This window comes from Tenacibaculum lutimaris, from assembly GCF_003610735.1.
Taxonomy (GTDB): Bacteria; Bacteroidota; Bacteroidia; order Flavobacteriales; family Flavobacteriaceae; genus Polaribacter; species Polaribacter lutimaris.
In genome coordinates, this window is sequence record NZ_RAQM01000013.1 from 35,790 (window position 1) to 50,549 (window position 14,760).

The following is a 14,760-nucleotide window of genomic DNA, read 5'->3' on the forward strand; positions in this document are numbered from 1 at the left end:
TTTTTTATTGATTACGGTTTTTTATAAGCCATTACTCCAGCTTTAATTTCTATGTCTAAATAATTCTCTTGAGGAGTAATAGGACACGAATAACGATCGCTGTACGCACAATACGGGTTATACGCTTTATTAAAGTCAATTATAACGGTTCCGTCTTTCTTTATATCTGTGGTGTATACATCTATATAACGTCCTCCTTTATAAGAAGTGTTACCATTCGTGTTATCTAAAAATGGTAAAAATAAATGATTAATATATTCAGGGTCAGGGTTTATATCTTGATAAATAGCTAGCTCAAAATCTTTTCCATCTATAGAAAAAGATAACACTCCATATTTTCTATACAATACTACTCTATCTGTTGTTGTAGGAAAATTAAAAACAGGCGCATCTGGTAATAACTCCAATTTAGCATTTACAGTATATTCATCATCAATCGGAAAAAAATCTAACCCTTTAAACTCTTTTAATCCTTTTTTTGTTAAAGGTGATTTTGAAGCATCTTTAAATTTGGTATTCATTTCTATCTGGAAATCAGACTCTCCTAAAACTGCTCTTTTTCCCTGACTCTTGCATGACAAAAACACAAAAGCAAAAACTATTAAAATTATTTTTTTCATTTTGTAATTATTTTTTCTAACATAAACAAAAATACTGTATTCTCACTAAAACACTACAATTCCTTAACAAATCATTAAATGAATAGTCAAAAATTGTTAATATTCTGCTAATAATTTGACATAACAAATAAAAACTACTATATTTATCTTTATAGATTATGTCTATAATTGATATAAAAAGATTTTTGGGCTCTATAAGAAAAATTTATAAACCTATAAAGTAAATTGATAAGTTTACCTATAGTAAACATAAAGTTTCTTCTAAATTTGTCGCCCCAGTTATTTTAGGGGTTATTTTTTTAACCAAATCAATTACCAGACAAACCTAAAAGAAAATTTTAAATTAAAATTGGTAGATTTTATGAAATCAGAATTAATCAATAAGGCAGAAGAGTTTGAAAACAGAAAATTCAAATTTGTGACTACTAGCGATAGAATTTTAGCTGCTAGAGAAGCAAAAGCTCTAATTTTAGAGATTAACGAGGTATACAAAAAAACAAAAGACACTACGTTAATGGACATCATGAAACGTTTAACAGCTGTAAAACAACGAATTGAAAAACGTTTAAAAGGTAAACCTTTAACTGCCTAAACAATAAACAGTGTTTTAACGCGTTAACAATATATACATAAGAATTGTAGTTATATTAACTACTACTCTCATTATAATATTTATTCTTGATAAAGTTCTAAGTAAATTTACTTAGAACTTTTTCTTTTTAAATATATTTGTACTCATCGGGATGTAGCTTAGTCCGGTTAAAGTGCTGGTCTGGGGGACCAGAGATCGGTGGTTCGAATCCACTCATCCCGACTTCTTATTTTTTTCTTCACTTTTTTTTACCCCAAAACAAACTAACTTTCAAACACTTAAAAAAAACATCAAAAAAAAGTCACCTAAAAAATAAAAAAAGTTTTTGCAGTATCAAAAAACGTTATATATTTGCCACGCTTTAAAGGAAAACGCCGATGTAGCTCAGCTGGCTAGAGCAGCTGATTTGTAATCAGCAGGTCGTGGGTTCGAGTCCCTCCATCGGCTCAAAAGTCAAAAGCGCTAACAAAAGTTAGCGCTTTTTTTATGCGCTTATTTTACTAAATTTGTCATAACTCTATTTTTACAAAGATTTAATGAAAAACATATTTGTTATTGGTATTGCAGGAGGAACAGGAAGTGGAAAAACTACTGTAGTAAATCAAATTATTAATGAGCTCCCTGCTGATGAAGTATGTGTTATCTCTCAAGACTCTTACTACAAGCAAACTGATAGCCTTACTTACGAAGAACGTACCAAAATAAACTTCGATCATCCAAGAGCCATTGATTTCGAACTAATGGTTCAACACTTAACTGAGTTAAAAAATGGAGAGATTATTGAACAACCAGTATATTCGTTTGTAGCACATAACAGAACTAAAGACACCATAAAAACACATCCTAGAAAGGTTATTATTATTGAAGGAATTTTAATCTTTAATAGCGAAGATCTTCGTAACTTGTGTGACATTAAAGTTTTTGTACATGCTGATGCAGACGAACGTTTAATTAGGCGAGTTAGAAGAGATATTAAAGAGCGTGGTAGAGATGTTAATGAAGTTTTAAACCGTTACCAAACTACCTTAAAACCAATGCATCAACAATTTATTGAACCCACAAAAAATTACGCTGATATTATTATACCAAATGATCGATATAATACTGTAGCTATTGATATTGTAAGAACCGTAATTAACGATCGCTTATAACATGAATTTCAAATCAATTAAAAACAAACCATCCTTTAAAATCGCCACTAATATTTACGTAATTATACTTACTGTATTTGTAGTTTGGATGCTTTTTTTTGACGAAAATTCGTACCTTACACATAGAGAGTTTAATTCCGAAATTAAGGAACTGAAAAGCTGGATTGAGTATCATGAAAAGAAAATCAAAAAAGACAAGCAAACGATACAACAACTTCAAGACTCTCTTCAACTAGAACGCTACGCTAGAGAAAAATATTTAATGAAGAAAGATGATGAAGATATTTATATTATTGAATTTGACACCATAAAAAGTAATGAGTGATTATTTATTTGAAGATTTTAACGGAGTTAACCCCGCTGAATGGAAACAACAAATACAAGTAGACCTTAAAGGAGCCGATTATAACGAAACCTTATTATGGAAAACAGAAGAAGGAATTACTGTAAAACCTTTTTATACTAAAGAAGACAGAACAAACACAAAGGTCAATATCCCTAAAGAAGGTTTCAATATTTGTCAGTCAATTTTTATTAACGACGAAGAAAAGGCAAATACGTTTGCTATTGATTCACTTCAAAGAGGTGCTTCGTCAATCCAATTTTTAGCTAAAAAAGAGTTTGATTACAAAATATTATTAAAAGGAATTGACACAGAAAATATCACAATCTATTTTTCATTAGATTTCTTATCCTCAGACTTTATTAAAGATGTATCCTCTTTTATAAACTCTGAAAAATGTTACTTTAATACAGATATTATTGGTCATTTAGCAAGTTCAGGAAACTGGTATTCAAACCTTAAAAGTGACCACGATCAACTTGAAGAAATAGTAAACAATTCACAAAATGCTATTTGCGTTAATACTTCAATTTATCAAAATGCTGGAGCAACAATTACACAGCAACTAGCTTATGCTTTAGCACATGCTAACGAATACTTAAATCACTTCGGAAGCTCAGTTGCAAACAACATTCATTTCAATTTTGCTGTAGGTAGCAATTACTTTTTTGAAATTGCCAAACTAAGAGCTTTTAGAATTTTATGGGATTCTTTATTAAGCGAATACAACACCAAAGCTACTGCTCATATTTTTGCTCAACCAAGTTTACGAAACAAAACCATATACGACTATAATGTAAACATGCTTCGTACAACTTCTGAATGTATGAGCGCTATTTTAGGAGGAGCAAATACAGTTAGTAATAATTCATACGATAAAATATTCCATCAACCGAATGAATTTGGTGAGCGCATTTCAAGAAATCAGTTGTTAATTTTACAACAAGAAAGCCAGCTTGCTGAAGCACAAAACATTGCAGATGGAACATATTATATTGAAACCATCACTCAACAACTCGCACAAAAAGCACTTGAAGTTTTCAAACAAATAGAACAAGGTGGTGGCTTTTTAAAACAACTGAAAGAAGGCGTTATTCAACGAAAAATAAAAGAATCCGCTAAAAAAGAACAAGACTTATTTGATTCTGGAAAACTAGTATTACTAGGCACCAACAAAATCCAGAATGAAAATGATAAAATGAAACAAGACCTAGAAGTTTCTCCCTTCTTAGAGGTACGTAACGAAAAAACCTTGATTCAACCAATTATTCAAAAACGATTAGCTGAAAAGCTTGAACAAGAACGTTTAAAAAATGAGTAGAAAAGATATATCAAACATACAATTACCTAAAAAACAAGCAGCAGTAAACAACTCTTTCAAACATGAAGATTTTGTTGCTGGTATTGCTCCAAACTTACGCGGCCCCTACTCTACCATGTATGTTCGTAGACCTTGGACAATTCGTCAATATGCAGGTTTTTCTACAGCAGAAGAAAGTAATGCTTTTTACCGTAGAAATTTAGCTGCGGGGCAAAAAGGATTATCAGTTGCTTTTGATTTAGCTACACACCGAGGGTACGACTCAGACCATGAACGTGTACAAGGTGATGTTGGAAAAGCTGGGGTTGCTATTGATTCTGTTGAAGACATGAAGGTCTTGTTCGATCAAATTCCACTAGATAAAATGTCGGTTTCCATGACCATGAACGGAGCCGTTTTACCAATTTTGGCATTTTATATTGTAGCAGCCGAAGAACAAGGTGTAGCTCCTGAATTATTATCAGGAACTATTCAAAATGATATATTAAAAGAGTTTATGGTGCGTAACACTTACATTTACCCACCTACTCCATCAATGAAAATTATTGCTGATATTTTTAGATATACTTCTGAAAATATGCCTAGGTTTAATTCAATTTCTATTTCTGGGTACCACATGCAAGAAGCTGGTGCTACAGCAGAAATTGAATTAGCATACACTTTAGCTGACGGATTAGAATACATAAAAAAAGGATTGGAAGCAGGAATGGATATCGACACCTTTGCTCCTCGCCTATCTTTTTTCTGGGCTATCGGAATGAATCATTTTATGGAAATTGCCAAAATGCGTGCAGGTAGAATGTTATGGGCTAAATTAGTAAAGCAATTCAACCCTAAAAACCCAAAATCGCTAGCATTAAGAACTCACTGCCAAACTAGTGGATGGAGTTTAACTGAGCAAGATCCTTTTAACAATGTAGCCCGCACCGCAATTGAAGCTATGGCTGCTGCCTTTGGCGGTACACAAAGTTTACATACCAATGCTTTAGATGAAGCAATTGCCTTACCTACCGATTTTTCAGCACGTATTGCTCGTAACACACAAATATATTTACAACAAGAAACCCATATTACAAAAACGGTTGATCCTTGGGCGGGTAGTTATCATGTAGAAAAACTTACCGAAGAAATTGCAAACAAAGCTTGGGAGCTAATTCAAGAAGTTGAAGAATTAGGAGGAATGACCAAAGCTATTGAAAAAGGGATTCCTAAAATGCGTATCGAAGAAGCTGCTGCGATAAAACAAGCCAAAATTGACAGTAGTCAAGATATAATTGTTGGTGTTAATAAATATCAGCTAGAACAAGAAGACCCTTTACATATTTTAGAAGTTGATAACGAAGCCGTTCGTCAATCTCAAATTGATAGACTAAACGATTTAAAATCAAAAAGAAATCAAGCTGAAGTTGATAAAACATTGAGCGATTTAACTGAATCTGCTAAAACAGGTAAAGGAAATTTATTAGATTTAGCAGTAAAAGCTGCAAGAAACAGAGCCACATTAGGTGAAATTTCTGACGCCCTTGAAACTATTTTCGGACGTCATAAAGCAGTGCATAAAACCATATCTGGCGTGTATAGTAAAGAAATAAAAGATGACGAGTTATTTAAAAAGGCTACTGAACTAGCTGATAAATTTGCTGAGTTAGAAGGACGTCGTCCACGTATTATGATTGCTAAATTAGGACAAGATGGCCACGATCGTGGTGCTAAAGTAGTAGCTACAGGATATGCTGACTTAGGTTTTGATGTAGATATAGGCCCTTTATTCCAAACTCCGCAAGAAGCTACCAAACAGGCTATAGAAAATGATGTACATATTTTAGGTATCTCATCATTAGCTGCAGGACACAAAACCTTAGTTCCTCAAGTTATTGCTGAACTTAAAAAATATGGCCGTGAAGATATTATGGTTATTGTTGGTGGTGTAATTCCTGCACAAGACTACCAATTCTTGTTTGATGCTGGTGCTGTAGGTGTTTTTGGCCCTGGAACTAAAATTGCACAAGCTGCTATTGACATGTTAACTATTTTGATTGATAGTACTGAAGATTAACGGTTATGAAAATAAAATTCATTGATAGAAAAACAGGTAAAATAATTACCGAAACCCCTCCTGGTGAAGGGTACTTAAAATTGCTATACAACAATCCGTTTGGTAAAATGGCTTTATTGCTATTGGTTAAACGTAAATTTTTATCATCATGGTACGGTAAGCTCATGAACAAACCTAACTCTATTAACAAAATAAACAGTTTTGTTAGAGAGCTTCAAATTGACATGAACGAAGCTGAAAGACCTTCAGAAGATTATATTTCTTTTAATGATTTTTTCTATCGAAAATTAAAACCTGACGCTCGTCCTATTGAAGAAGGTTTTGTTTCTCCTGGTGATGGAAAAATGTTAGCATTTAAAAATATTTCAGATATTCAAAACTTCTTTGTTAAAGGACGAAAATTCACCTTAGAAGAATTTTTAGGCAACAAAGAACTAGCCACAAAGCATAAAGACGATTCTTTAATTATACTTCGATTGGCACCTAACGATTATCATCGTTACCACTTCCCTTACGATGGAATTCCTTCTGAAGTAACAAAAATTAAAGGACGTTATTTTTCAGTATCACCTTATGCTTTAGCTTCAAACTTTACCAAAGTATTTTGTGAAAACAAAAGAGAATTCTGCACTTTAAAAACACAGAATAAAGGAGATATTATCATTGCTCCAGTAGGCGCTACGATGGTTGGAAGTATTATTGAAACTTACACCCCAAATACAAAGGTTAAAAAAGGCGATGAGATGGGATATTTTGCTTTTGGAGGGTCTACTATTGTGTTATTAGTTGATAGCTCAAAAATCACTATTGACGAAGATATTTTAGCTAACACTAAAAACAAAATGGAAACCTTTGTTAAAATGGGAGAACAAATAGGAAAATAACCTACATAACTTTAACATTTTACATTTTAAAAATGATTAATTTCTTAGGGTGATTAGAGCTTTAATCCGTAAATTTGCGTCGTTTTATACTTAGCAGATTTACTGATGAAAAAAATCTTAGACACCCTCTACTCTACCCGTTTAATGGCCATATTATTTTTTGCTTTTGCCATTGCCATGGGAGTTGCCACTTTTATTGAAAATGACTACGGAACACAAACCTCAAAAGCATTAGTGTATAACACTTGGTGGTTTGAGTTAATCATGGTATTTTTTGTAATCAACTTTTTTGGAAACATTTTCAGGTACCGATTATATAAAAAAGAAAAGTGGGCTGTATTATTATTTCATGTGTCTTTCCTTTTAATTTTAATTGGAGCAGGTATTACAAGATACATCAGTTATGAAGGTTTAATGGTTATTGATGAAGGAGAAACCACTAATCAATTCTATTCAGAACACACTTATTTAAATGTGATTATTGATAATAGCGAGTTTCAAAAAACTACCGCTAATAAATTACTACTCTCTGCATGGGGCAAAAACTCAGCTACTTTTACAGAAAACTTCAAACCTCAAAAAGATGGAAAAAATCATGAAGTTACTTTTAATTTAGTTGATTATATTCCTTGGTCTGAGACTAAAATGATACCCGATGAAAACGGAACAGAACACTTGTTTTTTGTTGAGAGCTCTGATGGAACTAGACATGAACACTATGTTAAAAAGGGTACTATAGAAAACATTCATAATATTTTAGTTGGTTTTGAAGCTGAAGATAGAAACGCTGCCTCAATTAACTTCTTCTATGAAGATGGTAGTTTAAAAATGACTTCAAAAAATGATGGTGATTGGCTTAGAATGGCTGATCAAAAAAAGGGATTAATAGTTAAAGATAGCACACAACACTTCCAGTTTTTAACACTTCATAACATAAATGGATTACAATTCGTTGTTCCAAAATCACCTGAAAAAGGAGAAATTAAAACGGTAAGAGGTAAAAAAGACGATCAAAAGTACGACACCGTTATTTTTGATATTACTACTAATGGAGAAACTGAACGTGTAGAGTTTTATGGAGGTAAATTTAACGTGGCTAATCAGCAAGAATTTAGCGTTGGTGGTTTAAACTTCAGAGCTTGGTATGGTTCTAAATTATTACAAACTCCTTTTAGTATAAAATTAAATGACTTTCAGTTAGAAAAGTACCCTGGTTCAGAAAGTGCTGCTGCCTATGCTAGTGAAGTTACAGTAATTTCTCCTGAAGAAACTTTTGATTATAGAATTTACATGAACCATATTTTAGATTATAAAGGGTATAAATTCTTCCAATCTAGCTATAAAATCGAAGGTGAACACGAACAAACACATCTATCAGTAAACCACGATTTTTGGGGAACTTGGATTACTTATATCGGTTACTTTTTATTATTCTTTGGTATGACTGCTATATTATTTGTAAAAGGAACTCGTTTTTATGACTTAAAACAATCACTAGTTAAAATCCGTAATAAAAAAGCCAAATTATCAGTAATCGCTTTATTTATTTCTTTAGCTGGTTTTAGTCAACACAAACAACATGAACCTAAACAAATTACTGAAGCTCAAATTGATTCTATTTTAATCGCAAACAAAGTAAACAACAAACACGCTGATTTATTCAGTTCTTTAGTTATTCAAGATGCTGGAGGACGTATGAAGCCTGCTCATACTTTTGCTTCGGAATTAGTTAGAAAAGTAGCACATGTCGATAAATTTAAAGACATGGATCCTAGCCAAATTTTACTATCTATTACAGAAAACCCAATGCTTTGGTTAAATGTTCCTTTTGTGTATCTAGAAAAAGGAAACACACAAATTAGAGAAATTTTAGGTCTTCCAGAAGACACAGAATATGCTCGTTTTATTGATTTTTACAATCCTGACGGTTCTTCTAAAATTAGTAAGCTTGTTGTTGAAGCTGAAAAGAAAAGAATTCAAAATAAATTTGAACAAGACGCTATTAAAATTGAAAGAAGAGTTTGGTTATTATCGCAAGCCTTAGGAGGCGGTATTTTACGTATTTACCCAATCCCTAACGACGAAAACAACAAATGGGTTTCGCAACCAGAAACACTACAAGCTAATTTTAAAGGAACAGACTCTGTTTTTGTGCGTCAGTCATTACCTGTATACTTACAGTTGTTACAAGCTTCAAAAAAATCGGGAGATTATACTGAAACCAACAAGGTTTTAGAGGGAATTAAGAAATTCCAACAAAAATTTGGTTCAGAAGTAATTCCTTCTAAAGACAAAATCAATTTAGAAATAGCTTACAACAAACTAAATATTTTTGTAAAGCTTTCTAAATATTACGGATATGCAAGTTTACTTTTAATTGTATTTGTTTTCTTTCAAATTTTCAACAACAAACCATGGATTAGTAGTGTTGTGAAAGCATTGATAGGTGTTGTAATTTTCTTATTTATTTTTCATCTATTAGGATTAACAGCTAGATGGTACATTAGTGGTAATGCTCCATGGAGTAATGCTTATGAGTCTATTATTTTTGTTGGATTAGCAACTATGTTGTTTGGATTAATCTTAGGAAAAAAATCTTCATTAACAATTGCAGCATCAACATTTTTAGTCTCAATAATTTTAGCTTTTGCTCACCAAAACTGGTTAGATCCTGAAATTGCCAACTTACAACCAGTATTAAACTCTTGGTGGTTATATGTACACGTTTCTATAATTGTTGCCGCTTACGGACCTTTCTTTTTGGGAATGATTCTTGGAATATTTGCTTTATTCTTAATCATTTTCACAAACAAAAAGAATAAAAAGAAAATGGATTTACACATTAAAGAGTTAACAATTATCAATGAAATGGCGTTGACTGTTGGATTGGTAATGTTTACTATAGGTAACTTTTTAGGAGGAATGTGGGCAAATGAAAGTTGGGGACGTTATTGGGGCTGGGACCCTAAGGAGACTTGGGCTTTAGTTTCTATAATGATATATTCTTTTGTATTGCACATGCGATTAATACCTGGTTTACGAGGAAGATATACATTTAACTTAGCTTCTATCATTGCTATTGCTTCTATTATGATGACTTATTTTGGGGTAAACTTCTACTTATCAGGACTGCATTCATACGCTAGTGGAGATAAAGTAATTACTCCAACATCTGTATATTATTCTGTAGCATTTGTAGCCATTTTAGGAATTGCCGCTTGGATAAAAAACAAAAAGTATTACAAGAAATAAGTTGACAGTTTTTCTGTTAAAAAAATGTATTTTTGCAAACCGACAAAAAGAAAAAACAATTATGTTCAATAAAAATATAAAATTAGCTCTAGCTACATTAATAACTGTATGGTCTGTATATGAATTTACCCAAGGGCATATAATGAATGGAATATCAATACTTCTACTTGCTGGACTATTTATTTTATTTTACTTCAAAAACGAATTTATTCTTTTAGCTTTTTTACAGCTACGTAAACAAAACTTTCCAGGGGCTCAAAAATGGCTAGGATATATTAAAAATCCTTCAGCAGCATTAACTAGAAAACAAGAAGGTTACTACAACTACTTACACGGAATTATGTTATCTCAAACGAACATAACTCAAGCTGAAAAGTATTTAAAGAAAGCTGTTAAATTAGGTTTAGCTATGGATCATGATTTAGCCATGGCTAAATTACAGTTAGCAGGAATAGCAATGACTAAACGTAGAAAAAGAGAAGCTACAAATTTAATGGCTGAAGCTAAAAAACTAGACAAGCATGGAATGCTTAAAGAGCAAATGCAAATGATGAAACAACAAATGAAGAAGATTTAATATTTCTTCGTTTTTTTGAGGTTTTTCTAATCTTATTTAATCATATATTTAGCTTATAAAAGTATAAAGAATGATTTTAATTGCGGATGGCGGCTCTACAAAAGCTGATTGGATTGCTCTTAATGACCACAAAAAAGAAGTTTTTAGAACTACTTCTTTAGGTTTAAACCCTTCTGTACTCACAAAAGAAGAAATGCTTCGTACAATAAACAATACAGAAGAATTACTTTCAATACAAAACGAGGTACAACAAATCCATTTCTATGGAGCAGGTTGTGGTAGCCCTAAAGCTGCTGAAAATTTACAACAAGTTTTAAAATCAATTTTTGAAAAAGCTACTGTTTTTGTTTCTGAAGATACTTTGGCTGCTGTATATGCTAGTTCTGGAAATAACCCTAGCATTGTGTGTATTTTAGGAACAGGCTCAAATAGCTGTTATTTTGATGGAAAAAAAATGACTACTACAGCTCCTTCTCTTGGTTACACTCTTATGGATGAAGCTAGCGGTAATTACTTCGGAAAACAACTCCTTCGTGACTATTACTATAAAAAAATGCCTAAAAAAATAGCTACAGCATTTGAAAGTTCTTTTGAATTGGATACGGATATCGTAAAAATGAACTTGTACAGAAAACCAAACGCTAATATGTATCTAGCTTCTTTTGCCCGTTTTATGTTTGAACATAAAGAAGAAAAATACATCAGAAAAATGATAAAAAAAGGATTACAAGATTTCTTTTATTATAGAGTTCTTCCTTTTAAGAAAGACATAAAGACACCTATTTACTTCATTGGGTCAGTTGCTTACTATTTCAGAGATATTTTAGAGAAAGTAGCTGCTAAAAACAATCTAGTTATTACTGATGTTATCCAACGCCCAATCGATAATTTAGTAGAATTTCATAGGAACAACAACTTTTAACAAAACTCAACTACTCTTTCAAGAGCCATTCCTCTTGATCCTTTTACTAAAATTGTACTTTTATTTATAGGGTTAAACTTCAGATACTCTGCTAACTCTGTAAAGTTTTTAAACTTTTTGAATTCAGTTGTAGTTTTGTAAAAGTTTTCTCCTACTAAAAACACGCTGTTGAAATTAAATTCCTGAACTATATCTGCAATCTTTTGATGTTCTTTTGAACTGTACTCTCCTAATTCAAACATATCACCTATAATAATTGTTTTATGAGCTGATTTAAGTGCTTCAAAACTCTCTAAAGCAGCCTTCATACTTGTTGGATTTGCATTGTAAGCATCTAAAATTATCGTGTTTCTTTCCGTCTTTATAACTTGTGATCTATTATTCGACGGAATATAGTTTTCAATTGCTTCTTTAATTTGTTCTGGAGTAACTTTAAAATAATTACCTATTGTAATAGCTGCAGAAATATTTGCAAAATTATATACTCCTATTAAATTACTTGTTATTATTTTTTCTTGATAAGAAAATCTAACTAACGGATCAGCATCTAAATACTTAATATCATTGCTAAACCATACACTATCCATACCTTTAGTATGCTCTATTTGTTTAGCATCATTAGGATTGACTATTACTTTTTTGTTATGTTTTCTAAGATATTCATACAGCTCAGATTTTGCTTTTACCACGCCTTCAAGCGAACCAAACCCTTCTAAGTGTGCGCTTCCAAAATTAGTTATATACCCATAATCAGGTCCTGCGATTTCAGATAAAAAAGCTATTTCTTTATGGTGATTGGCTCCCATTTCTACGATACCAATTTCAGTATCTCTATTCATTGACAATAAAGTCAATGGAACACCAATATGATTATTTAAATTTCCTACGGTAGCAGTTGTCTTATACTTTGTTGAAAGCACAGCATTGATTAGTTCTTTGGTTGTCGTTTTACCATTACTTCCTGTCAACGCTATAATAGGCAATCCTAATTGATTACGATGGTAATTTGCTAGCTTTTGCAGCGTTTCTAAAACATTATCTACCAAGATAGTTTTTTCAGAAGTATTGTAAGCTTCTTCATCTACTACAGCATAACTCGCTCCGTTGTCTATCGCTTCTTCAGCAAACTTATTTCCATTAAAATTTTCTCCTTTTAGGGCAAAGAAAATCGTGTTTTGTCTAATGTTTCTGGTATCAGTATCAACTAATCCGTGAATGCTATATAACTGATATAAATCTTCTATCTTCATCTTGTAAAAATAAAAAAACCTCATTGAGATTCAATGAGGTTTTTTCTATAATTAAAACTGTAATTATTTTACTTTATCTGGTGTTGCAGTCTTTCTTTTGTTTAACACCATTGGTCCCATTTTATCAGTAGCACATCTAAATCCGATGTAATTAGTTGCCATATACTCTGGGAAGTATCTTCTTTGTGCAGGATCTAACCAATATTCTCTATCAGCCCAAGAACCTCCTTTATACACTCTAGATTTATCACTAATTAACGTAGTTCTTCTCTTATCGTCATATTTGTAATTCTCTATAGCATTTCCTAAAGAATCTACTTCAGCTTCTGGTTTTTGAGGAGAGTTATACATTCTAGACGAACGATCTAACTGATCCTTATCTAATCCGTAGAACTTAGAAGAGGCTTGGTCTCCATCACCTAAACTAGAGTTATTCGCTAAGTTATAGTTTCTTCTCATGTACGTATCTTCCTTAGTAATTGGAATATACTTCACACTTCCTGGTAAATCTTTTGCTACAATTCTACCATTTTCTAAAGTATCGTACTCCACTTCTCCGTCTCCAACGATCACAACTTTACCATCTTCGTTGATTAACTTTTTCGTGAAAATATTTCCTCTAAAATAGTTAAAGTCATTTGCTTCTGAATCGATAATTGGTCTGTATACATCCTCTACCCATTCAGCAACGTTACCCGACATATCGTATAAACCAAATGCATTAGGTGGATAACTTCTTACTGCGTTAGGAATATCAGAACCATCACTACTCCATCCAGCAATACCACTATAGTCTCCTTTTCCTTGTTTAAAGTTTGCTAACTGATCTCCTCTTCTACGCTTATCTCTATCACGTGTATACTTTCCACTCCAAGCATATTTTTTTCTACCTCTAATGTTGTTATACTCACGGTTTTCAAAAATAGCTTTTGCTGCGTATTCCCATTCAACTTCTGTAGGAAGTCTAAATTTCTGTGCTAAAATACCATCTGAAGAAGTTACTTGTCTTCCTGTAAACGATCCTTTCGCTGGTTTTGGTTCTCCTTTAACTCTTGGTACAGGAATACCTTTTTTATAAATAGTCGAATCACCATCAAAAATTGCATATGGATCCGTTAAATACGTATCGGTATCAAAATTATTTTGTCCTTTAAAACTTAATGAATCGTCTTTAAAGATGTTTTTAATTACACCTTTATCCATTAAAATCTTTAAGTTTAATGCATTTGTACGCCACTTACAGTATTTATTAGCTTGAATCCAGCTAACACCAACCACAGGATATTCTGCATACGATGGGTGACGTAAGTAACTCTCCGATAATAAGTTTGTATTTCCTAAACCTTTTCTCCAAACTAAGGTGTCTGGTAAAATAGAAGGATAAATATTTTTAAACTGTGGATCTTCTGGAGGGAACACATCTTTAGTATATTGCATAAATAAACCATATTCTGCATTAGTTACCTCTACTTCATCCATATAAAAAGAACGTACGTGCATTTTTTGAGGGGTCGTGTTCCAATCAAACATTACGTCATCTTGTACTAGTCCCATAGTAAAGGTACCACCTTCAATATGAACCATTCCAGGGGGAACATTTTTACCTTCTTTGTACTTCCCTTTTAAATAACCACCATAACTAGGATCATTAAAGTTCCAACCAGTTAGAGAGGATTTACTTGAACCACTTCCTCCATTACTCTTACAAGAAGTAATCAGCAAGCCAGTGATCGCCAATAAACTAAATAATTTTAACGTACTTTTCATGTATTTTAAACTGTTTTTTAAGGGT

12 protein-coding genes and 2 tRNA genes are annotated in these 14,760 nt (G+C 32.3%); 11 read left to right on the forward strand and 3 right to left on the reverse strand.

Going from position 1 to position 14,760, the window contains the following annotated elements; genetic code table 11:
- Positions 1–11: 11 nt before the first annotated feature.
- The gene (locus C8N26_RS12910; protein ID WP_120187620.1) at positions 12–620 is read right to left on the reverse strand and encodes a DUF1684 domain-containing protein; all 609 of its coding nucleotides are present in this window, start codon (positions 618–620) and stop codon (positions 12–14) included.
- A 361-nt stretch (positions 621–981) separates the two neighbouring features.
- Here C8N26_RS12910 and C8N26_RS12915 point away from each other — a divergent pair, with 361 nt between their 5' ends.
- The 11 genes from C8N26_RS12915 to C8N26_RS12965 all read left to right on the forward strand — a co-directional run bounded on the left by C8N26_RS12915 (position 982) and on the right by C8N26_RS12965 (position 11,718).
- Entirely contained in the window at positions 982–1,212 is a 231-nt protein-coding gene (locus C8N26_RS12915) for a hypothetical protein (RefSeq protein WP_028892791.1), read from the forward strand.
- Positions 1,213–1,359: 147 nt separating this feature from the next.
- A tRNA-Pro gene (locus C8N26_RS12920) sits at positions 1,360–1,434 on the forward strand.
- A gap of 151 nt (positions 1,435–1,585) precedes the next feature.
- Positions 1,586–1,659, forward strand: a tRNA-Thr gene (locus C8N26_RS12925).
- A gap of 98 nt (positions 1,660–1,757) precedes the next feature.
- Positions 1,758–2,363 carry a uridine kinase gene (gene udk / locus C8N26_RS12930; protein ID WP_120187665.1) on the forward strand — a complete coding sequence of 202 codons (606 nt, stop codon included), beginning with the start codon at positions 1,758–1,760 and terminating at the stop codon, positions 2,361–2,363.
- 1 nt (position 2,364) lies between these two features.
- On the forward strand, positions 2,365–2,688 hold the full coding sequence (locus C8N26_RS12935) for an FtsB family cell division protein (RefSeq protein ID WP_028892789.1): 324 nt from the start codon (positions 2,365–2,367) through the stop codon (positions 2,686–2,688).
- Positions 2,681–4,027: a methylmalonyl-CoA mutase subunit beta gene (locus C8N26_RS12940; protein ID WP_120187621.1), complete on the forward strand. Its 1,347-nt coding sequence runs from the start codon at positions 2,681–2,683 to the stop codon at positions 4,025–4,027. Before C8N26_RS12935 ends, C8N26_RS12940 begins: the two co-directional genes overlap by 8 nt.
- Positions 4,020–6,083 carry a methylmalonyl-CoA mutase gene (gene scpA / locus C8N26_RS12945; RefSeq protein ID WP_120187622.1) on the forward strand — a complete coding sequence of 688 codons (2,064 nt, stop codon included), beginning with the start codon at positions 4,020–4,022 and terminating at the stop codon, positions 6,081–6,083. The genes C8N26_RS12940 and scpA overlap by 8 nt, the downstream gene beginning before the upstream one ends.
- A 5-nt stretch (positions 6,084–6,088) precedes the next feature.
- Positions 6,089–6,967 carry a phosphatidylserine decarboxylase gene (locus C8N26_RS12950; protein ID WP_120187623.1) on the forward strand — a complete coding sequence of 293 codons (879 nt, stop codon included), beginning with the start codon at positions 6,089–6,091 and terminating at the stop codon, positions 6,965–6,967.
- A gap of 105 nt (positions 6,968–7,072) precedes the next feature.
- The gene (ccsA, locus tag C8N26_RS12955) at positions 7,073–10,219 is read left to right on the forward strand and encodes a cytochrome c biogenesis protein CcsA (protein WP_120187624.1); all 3,147 of its coding nucleotides are present in this window, start codon (positions 7,073–7,075) and stop codon (positions 10,217–10,219) included.
- A gap of 61 nt (positions 10,220–10,280) precedes the next feature.
- A complete protein-coding gene (locus tag C8N26_RS12960; protein WP_120187625.1) occupies positions 10,281–10,796 on the forward strand; it encodes a DUF2892 domain-containing protein in 516 nt (171 codons plus the stop codon).
- A 70-nt stretch (positions 10,797–10,866) separates the two neighbouring features.
- Positions 10,867–11,718, forward strand: coding sequence for an N-acetylglucosamine kinase (locus C8N26_RS12965; RefSeq protein ID WP_120187626.1), 852 nt, complete (start codon positions 10,867–10,869; stop codon positions 11,716–11,718).
- Here C8N26_RS12965 and C8N26_RS12970 read toward each other — a convergent pair.
- Together C8N26_RS12970 and gldJ are read right to left on the reverse strand one after the other, a co-directional pair.
- Positions 11,715–12,968, reverse strand: coding sequence for a UDP-N-acetylmuramoyl-tripeptide--D-alanyl-D-alanine ligase (locus tag C8N26_RS12970; RefSeq protein WP_120187627.1), 1,254 nt, complete (start codon positions 12,966–12,968; stop codon positions 11,715–11,717). The two genes, C8N26_RS12965 and C8N26_RS12970, sit on opposite strands and share 4 nt — an antisense overlap.
- Before the next feature lie 63 nt (positions 12,969–13,031).
- Positions 13,032–14,735: a gliding motility lipoprotein GldJ gene (gldJ, locus tag C8N26_RS12975; protein ID WP_028892777.1), complete on the reverse strand. Its 1,704-nt coding sequence runs from the start codon at positions 14,733–14,735 to the stop codon at positions 13,032–13,034.
- Positions 14,736–14,760 lie beyond the last annotated feature (25 nt).

What these genes read in the sequence shown, in the direction of transcription:
- C8N26_RS12960 (WP_120187625.1), top strand. Translation starts at nt 10,281, where the DNA reads ATGTTCAATAAAAATATAAAATTAGCTCTAGCTACATTAATAACTGTA.
- gldJ (WP_028892777.1), bottom strand. Translation starts at nt 14,735, where the DNA reads ATGAAAAGTACGTTAAAATTATTTAGTTTATTGGCGATCACTGGCTTG.
- scpA (WP_120187622.1), top strand. Translation starts at nt 4,020, where the DNA reads ATGAGTAGAAAAGATATATCAAACATACAATTACCTAAAAAACAAGCA.
- C8N26_RS12935 (WP_028892789.1), top strand. Translation starts at nt 2,365, where the DNA reads ATGAATTTCAAATCAATTAAAAACAAACCATCCTTTAAAATCGCCACT.
- C8N26_RS12950 (WP_120187623.1), top strand. Translation starts at nt 6,089, where the DNA reads ATGAAAATAAAATTCATTGATAGAAAAACAGGTAAAATAATTACCGAA.
- C8N26_RS12910 (WP_120187620.1), bottom strand. Translation starts at nt 620, where the DNA reads ATGAAAAAAATAATTTTAATAGTTTTTGCTTTTGTGTTTTTGTCATGC.
- C8N26_RS12970 (WP_120187627.1), bottom strand. Translation starts at nt 12,968, where the DNA reads ATGAAGATAGAAGATTTATATCAGTTATATAGCATTCACGGATTAGTT.
- C8N26_RS12965 (WP_120187626.1), top strand. Translation starts at nt 10,867, where the DNA reads ATGATTTTAATTGCGGATGGCGGCTCTACAAAAGCTGATTGGATTGCT.
- C8N26_RS12915 (WP_028892791.1), top strand. Translation starts at nt 982, where the DNA reads ATGAAATCAGAATTAATCAATAAGGCAGAAGAGTTTGAAAACAGAAAA.
- ccsA (WP_120187624.1), top strand. Translation starts at nt 7,073, where the DNA reads ATGAAAAAAATCTTAGACACCCTCTACTCTACCCGTTTAATGGCCATA.
- C8N26_RS12940 (WP_120187621.1), top strand. Translation starts at nt 2,681, where the DNA reads ATGAGTGATTATTTATTTGAAGATTTTAACGGAGTTAACCCCGCTGAA.